At 60.5% G+C, this 6,487-nt stretch carries 8 protein-coding genes; 2 read left to right on the top strand and 6 right to left on the bottom strand.

Translation table 11 applies throughout. The annotated features are described in order from the left end of the window. Nucleotides 1-215: 215 nt before the first annotated feature. Nucleotides 216-308, bottom strand: coding sequence for a small membrane protein YniD (gene yniD / locus ADK28_RS32900; RefSeq protein ID WP_016928013.1), 93 nt, complete (start codon nucleotides 306-308; stop codon nucleotides 216-218). Nucleotides 309-647: 339 nt separating this feature from the next. Here yniD and ADK28_RS06660 point away from each other — a divergent pair, with 339 nt between their 5' ends. Together ADK28_RS06660 and ADK28_RS06655 are read left to right on the top strand one after the other, a co-directional pair. Continuing rightward, entirely contained in the window at nucleotides 648-1,040 is a 393-nt protein-coding gene (locus tag ADK28_RS06660; protein WP_004931522.1) for an ASCH domain-containing protein, read from the top strand. A gap of 4 nt (nucleotides 1,041-1,044) precedes the next feature. After that, complete coding sequence (locus ADK28_RS06655) at nucleotides 1,045-1,644, top strand: papain-like cysteine protease family protein (RefSeq protein ID WP_048795229.1); 600 nt, start codon at nucleotides 1,045-1,047, stop codon at nucleotides 1,642-1,644. A 54-nt stretch (nucleotides 1,645-1,698) separates the two neighbouring features. On the opposite strand, the gene ADK28_RS06650 is transcribed toward ADK28_RS06655, so the two are convergent. From ADK28_RS06650 to ADK28_RS06630, 5 genes are all read right to left on the bottom strand, one after another. Continuing rightward, nucleotides 1,699-1,938 (bottom strand): DUF1480 family protein, encoded by a 240-nt coding sequence (locus ADK28_RS06650; protein WP_004931517.1) that lies wholly within the window; start codon nucleotides 1,936-1,938, stop codon nucleotides 1,699-1,701. A 135-nt stretch (nucleotides 1,939-2,073) separates the two neighbouring features. Further along, nucleotides 2,074-3,006: a Csu type fimbrial protein gene (locus tag ADK28_RS06645; RefSeq protein ID WP_048795228.1), complete on the bottom strand. Its 933-nt coding sequence runs from the start codon at nucleotides 3,004-3,006 to the stop codon at nucleotides 2,074-2,076. A gap of 20 nt (nucleotides 3,007-3,026) precedes the next feature. After that, a complete protein-coding gene (locus ADK28_RS06640) occupies nucleotides 3,027-5,447 on the bottom strand; it encodes a fimbria/pilus outer membrane usher protein (protein WP_193392119.1) in 2,421 nt (806 codons plus the stop codon). 67 nt (nucleotides 5,448-5,514) lie between these two features. Next, nucleotides 5,515-6,279, bottom strand: coding sequence for a fimbrial biogenesis chaperone (locus tag ADK28_RS06635; RefSeq protein WP_033640548.1), 765 nt, complete (start codon nucleotides 6,277-6,279; stop codon nucleotides 5,515-5,517). Nucleotides 6,280-6,303: 24 nt separating this feature from the next. Continuing rightward, nucleotides 6,304-6,487: spore coat protein U domain-containing protein (locus tag ADK28_RS06630; RefSeq protein ID WP_048795227.1), on the bottom strand; the 184-nt coding region annotated here is incomplete at its 5' end.

Raw genomic sequence — 6,487 nt, 5'->3', positions numbered from 1 at the left:
GTTGTCGAAAAGCAGGAGAAAACATCATGAACTGGGTCGAAACCTTGGCGGAGTACTACCGCCTGAGCCGCACGGGTGAAACGCAGCATTGGCTGTGTCGCCGCTGGTTGCTTCAGGAGGAGGCGCGTTTGGCCTATTTGCGGGAGTTGCTGGAGCCGACTGCGCCACGGCGGCGGTGAACAGGGCGCCGGCGTTGCCGGCGTCGTTTCGCGGGATTAACCGAAGGCGATCGCCGCCCAACGCAACAGCAGCAGCGCCAGGCAAATCAGCAGCAGCACCACGACCATTTTACTGAGCTTGTTGCCCATGCGTTTTGTCGCCACGTCGCCTTCCTTTTTAGCTGAAATACCACCCGCCGGCGAGGAGGATGAGGAAAAGCGTCACTAACGCGACGCCGTTGAGTAAGTCGCTGAACGTATCGTCAGCATCGATGTCATTTTGCCGCATGTTACCGCCTGGCGGACGCCATTGGGTGAATAATGTTCACAGTATGCGCCCCGCAGCGCGACAGGCACAGCGAAGAACGGTAAAAACGCGTAAAGACGGCGGTGGCGGAATGCGCAGTCGCGCCTGCGACGGGTGCAGACGGCCGGCAATACGTTGTACTATCCTGTCTGCATTGAGGCATTTTTCCAAAAGGTATAATCATGGCGACGGCAATTCCACAGAAATACGAACACCTTGAGCGTTGGGCATTCGGCGATACCGAGCAGCAGGCCGATGAAGTGGTGCAATTGATCCTCAATGGCACCAAAACGGCCACCTGTTCCAACCTGGACGGCGAAGGGATCCCGCAGGCCGGCGATCTGTTCCTGGTGGTGGATGGCAAGGGGGAGCCGGTCTGCGCGGTCGAGCTGACCGCGGTGGAAATGAAAACTTACGATCAGGTCGATGAAGCGCACGCCTTTGCCGAAGGCGAGGGCGATCGCTCGCTGGCGCATTGGCGCAAAGAGCTGCAGCGCTTCTTCGAAGAGTACGATCTGTTCTCGCCGGACATGACGCTGGTGCTGATGAATTTCAAAGTCGTCGACAAATTCTAATCTTATGCACGCCGTTCCCTACGAGTGCCAGTGGGCGAGCCCGGAGTTGGCCGCCGATCTGATAGCCGGCCGCGCGACGCTGGCGCAAGACGAAAATTGGGCGCGCAGCGGCGCCCGCGATCGGGCCGAGTACATCGAGTGGGCCAACCACGTGTGCGGCATGGCCTGCCTGAAAATGGTGCTGGGCCATCGCGACGGCGCAGCGCCGCCGCTGCTGGAGCTGGCGCGGCGCAGCCTGCCCTATGGCGCCTATGTGCGCGAGGGTGAGCGGATCAAGGGCCTGATTTACGCGCCGTTCGTCGAGTACGTGCGCGAGCAGTTCGCGCTGCAAGCGGAGGTGAAGGTGGGGCTGGCGGCTGCCGACGTGCCGGCGCTGCTTAGCGAATGCCGTTACTTTATCGCCTCGGTGCATCCCGCCATTCGCCGGCCGGAGAGCGCACCGCCGCACAGGGGCGGGCATCTGGTGCTGATCACCGCCGCCGATGCGCAAAGCGTGACCTTCCATAATCCTTCGGGCGACAGCCCGGCGACGCGTGAGCGAGTACAGCTGTCACTCAACCGCTTCGCCCCTTTCTTTGCCGGCCGCGGCATCGCCATCGCATAAAAAACGCGCTGTTTCCGATGAAAACAGCGCGTCGTCAGCAGTTCTGATGCATTTTCATGCCAGCCGCATCACCCAGGCGTCCGCCTGCCGATCGTAGTGTTGCTTGTACAGCAGCGACTGTTTGCCGTCGAGGATCGCCGGGATGCTGGTATGTTCATCCCAGCCGTCCAGCTGCATGCACAGATCCGGATCGGACTTGCAGGGAATGCTCAGGGTGCCGGCGCGGTCGGCGCCGGCGTGAAGATGCGCGTCATCGACCTCGAAGCTGCCAATTTTTACGACGGTTTTGCTCATGGGAACTCCTTGCTCAATGGTGTGGTAGGAGGTTAGACCAGTGTGGTCATCGGTAAGAGCATAGCCAAATGAGCAAAAAATGCCACATAAAAATTACATTTTGGAAACAATTTCCACGCCGGCAAAACACAACGCCTAGTACTCCACCACAAAACTGAGGTTGTCCTGATAGCTGCCGACCGCCACTTCCGTCTGCGCCGCATTGATTGCCGCCTTATACGGGATGCTTTGCGCCAGGCCGGTGCCGGCGCCGCTCTGTTTGTTGGTGCTATCCCAAACGGTCGTCGTATTAGGCAAGTAAATCTGGTACTGCATGAAATTGCTGGTGCCGCTTTTCATGCGCCGCCAACCGGTGACCGGGTTATTGCCGTTGGTGAAATAGGTGTTGTATCCCTCGGTTTTGGTGCAGGTCAGGGTAATGCTCTGATTGACAGGATTGAACTGCCCGACCAACGCCATGCTGCCGAAGTTGACGTTGGGCGCGGTGCCGATCAGGCAATCTTTGGTGATGGTGACGCTGACGCTGACCGTGCTGGGTTTGTCGACGCCATCCCACCAAACGCACAGGCCGAGCACGCCCAGACCGCAAATATGGTAATTCCAGATCAGGTTGATGCTGTCGGTATAGGTTCCTGCGCGCACGTTGGCGCCGGCGGTGGTTTTGATATACAGCGGAAAGTTGACGTTGGAGGAAATCAGGATCAGCGACAGCAGGTTCAGCGAGCTGTAGTCGATGGTTTGGCCGATGCTGTAAGGATATTGGTAGTTGGCGTCGGGGTAGATCAGGTAAGCGATTTTATCGCCGGAACCGTCGGTGTTGGCAACCGCCATATTGTTGGTGGTGGAGGCGATCTTGACCGTGACGGTGTTTTGCGTGAGCAAATTGAGGCCGAGGCCGGTGCAGTTGAGGCCGGCGGTGCCCTGGGCGTTGATCTGCCCATTGTAGACCACGAAAGAGCTGCTCCCCGGTAAGGTGACGGTGCCGTTGGTGGTGGCGCAGTCGGCGAATGCGCGCTGACAGAGCAGCAGCGAAAGGGTCAACAATAAGGCTTTAAATCCCCGAAACATAGTGACTCTCCGTCGTTGAATTAGCGGCAGACAACCGGGCCGACTCGCTGGATGCCCTGAGGCTTCGCCAGACTGAATTCCGCCTGGCACGGCGGGCCGCCGTCGGCCGGGATCACGCTCAGGCGATTGTGTTGTTGCACCGGGTCGATATAGGTCATGCCATCCCAACCGACATAGCTCTGCTGACGGCCGCCAACCACCGCCACCTGGCTGCCGTTGGCCAGCGGTTTGCCTTGCTCGTCAACCAGTTCGACGTCGGCGGCGGAGATGGGTTGGATGGGGAACTCGACCAGAAAACCGCTGTGATCGCGAATGGCGACGGTTTTTTCCACCGTCGGCAGCGCGACGTCGGCGGGCAGGTTGAGCGGATCAATCTGGAATTTCGCATGGTAGTAAGAGGTGACGGTCGGCACCAGTAAATAGCCCTGGGCATCGGTCTTGCCGATCGGCTGGTTCTCATAGCTCACCGGAATGTCGGCGTATCCTTGCGTGGACACCAGCGCAAAGGCATCGTTGATGGTGTTGGTGGCGTATACGCCGCCGTTCATCGCCACCAGCGAACCGCTGATTTCTCCCCAGTGGTTGGTTTCATCGCGGGTGCCGTATACGCCCGCTCGGGCTTCGAGCCTACGGGTTCGCCAGGTCAGATCCGCCTGGCGGTAATCGCCGCCGCTCGGGTTATTGGCGTAGGCCAGATTCCAACCGAAACCGCCATCGGTCGGCGCGGCGCGGCTGTAGCTGACGCGTTCGCTCCAGCGGTTGTTGTTGTCGCGCGCGGCGCTGAAGCTGGCCGTGCCCCAACTGTCGAACGGAATCGAGAGCTGCAGTTGGGCGCTGTAACCGCTGCTGCCGATTTCCCGGTTCAGCGAGGCGTACAGGCTGCTGTTGCGCCAAAGCGACACACTGTAGGACAGGTTCATCAGGCGGGTTCGTTGAGCGATGGCGTCGCGAACGTCAAAATAACCGGCGCCGAGGCTGCCGAGCCGGCCCAGGCTGACGCTGCCGGTCAACTGATCGGTGCGGCGGCTCAGACGGTAGTCGCTTTTATACACGGAAATGTCGCCAAAATCGGCGCTGCGCAGGATGCGTTGCGCGTTGAGGCTGAAGCGTGAGTTGCTGTAGGTGTAGCCAAAACTGCTCTGATCGCCGTGGTTGCCGGTGTAGCGATAGACGGGCTGGGGATCCGGCTGTTGCAACGGCCTGCCGGTCAGCGGGTCATAATACGTGGGGGATTGTATCGGCCTGCCGCCGTTAAACGCTTCGTCGCCGGCCTGGCTGACGCTGTAGGACGCGTTGAAAACCCCCCATTGTCCGATGCGAATGTCGGCGCCGCCGCCGCCGACCGCCAACTCGGCTGCGCCTTCGGCGCGCCCTTCCAGGGTTAACCAGTCAGTGACGCCGTAACGTAAGCTGGCGCTGCCTACCCATTGCCCGTAATCGGCAGAATTCAACCCGTAGTTGCGCCGCAGCAAACCGGTGGAAATGCTGAAATCGCTCATGCCGGTCTGCAGCAGGTTGCTGGCCACGTAGAACGGTACCGTGGTGCTGACCTGGCGGCCGAGGGCGTCGGTGGTGACGACGGTGGCCTGACCCGCGCCGTTAATGTAGGGCACGCTGTTGAGGGTAAACGGCCCGGGATTGATGTTGGTGGTGCTGTTTTTATAGCTGTTGATGTATAAATCGACGCTGCTGGGCAATGCCGCCTGACCGGAAAACTGCGGCAGCGGGTAGGTGATAAGATCCGGGCGCACCGCGAAATTGCGCGCCAATTGCAAGCCGCCGATGCGCACGGCGCTGCTCCAGGGGAGCGAGCCGGTGGTTAGGTCACCGGCGATCACACTCAGCATCCGCTGGTCATCGTTGAAACGCCAGTAGCTGTCATACCGAATATAGCGGCCGCCATCGTCGTTTGGCCCGCCGTTAAACCCGCTGCGGTAGATGCCGGTGTTGGCGACGACGCCGAACCCGTCGAACAGCCGCTGTTCGCTCCACGCCGACAGGTAGCCCGGCCGGCCATTGCCGTTGCTTTGGCTGGCGTAGATGTCGTAGTTGAACAGCAAACCGAGGCTGCTTTGCGCCGGCAAGCGCTGCAACGGTGAACGGGCGCCGATGGTTTGCTGCGGCAACCAGTCGTTGGGCACGTTGATCAGCAGCTGCTGGCTCTCGCCGCTGTAGCTGACATCCACCTTCTCCAGCCGATCGACGGCGATGTCTTTCGCCTGTTTATCCGCTACCGGCAGCCCGGCGTCGAGCAGTTGTTGGGGCGTCATGTAGTAATGGCCGCCGCGGTAGTTGACCGGCACGACGTTGCCGGTTTGGCGCCCGTTGACGACCGGCTCCAGATACAGCGTGGTGTCCGGCATGCTGATGGCGCTGGGCGGCGGCGGCAGATCGTCGCCGAGCGCAAACGGCAGCCAGCCGCCGGCCGCCATGCTCAGCATGGCACACGCCAGCGGCTTAAGGCTGAAGCGCCGCGTCGATAGCCTCCCTGTCGGCTGCACCTGGGCCTCAATAAGACGGAATGGCTACGGGCTGTTTGTTGTCATTGACCGTGGCCATCAGCTTGCCGCTGCTGAAACCGCCGGCGGGCGGCAAGGCGAAGCGCATCTGTGAACCGGGCAGCACGTATCCCATCAGGCCGGGATTCAGGCTGCGGCCTTGCAGCGTCACTTTCGATATACGGGCATGCACTGCGCCTTGATTTCGCACCTCCAGCCAGCGTTCGCTGCTTTGCTGCTGTAGACGATAGCTGAGCAGGGGTTGGCTGGCGGTCGCGTAATCGCGCGGTTTTTCGCTGTCCTGTTTGGTCCAGATGCCCTTGCCGCTGACGAACAGCGGCACCGAGTAGCGCATCTGGAATTTCAGCCCCATCTCCGCACCGCCGGGAGCGGCGCTCGACGATGGTTCTTTCACCGGCACTTCATCGACCAAAATGCGGTAGGCCCGCTCCTGTCCCGCCGCCGGCGCCGACTGTTTGATCAGACGTATCAGCTGGCGTTTGCCTGGCGCGATCGACGCCACCGGCGGGCTGGCGATCACGTCGCTTTGGTTGCTGTAATCGTCTTTGCCGGCGGTTTGCTGCCAACCCAACACGCGAATTTGCATATAGACCGGTTTGCTGTCGCGATTTTCCAGCCACAGCGCGGTGGCCTGTTGTTGATCTTCAATCACCGGATCGATCGGCCAAATGAGAATGGAAGCCGCGGCCAGGGCGTGCTGTTGGCTTGCCAGGAGCAAGGCTGCCGTTAACGGCAGACGGAAGGGTATGCGCATAACTCAATCCTTATTGCAAAAAACTTAATAAGTGACCGTCAACAAGACCGTATCGCTGTAAACGCCACTGGTGGGCAGGGTACTGGTCGAAAACAGACGGGCGTAAACCTTGATTTCTTGCGTGCTGCCGGTGGCGGCGACGGTCTGCGCCGCGCCGCCGTTGGCGCCATCTCCCCAAAGGGTGGCGTAGTTGCTGTCTTGATAAAGT

This window comes from Serratia sp. 506_PEND, from assembly GCF_001076875.1.
In the GTDB taxonomy this organism is placed as follows: Bacteria; Pseudomonadota; Gammaproteobacteria; order Enterobacterales; family Enterobacteriaceae; genus Serratia; species Serratia marcescens.
This window is presented reverse-complemented; position numbering and strand designations above follow the sequence as displayed.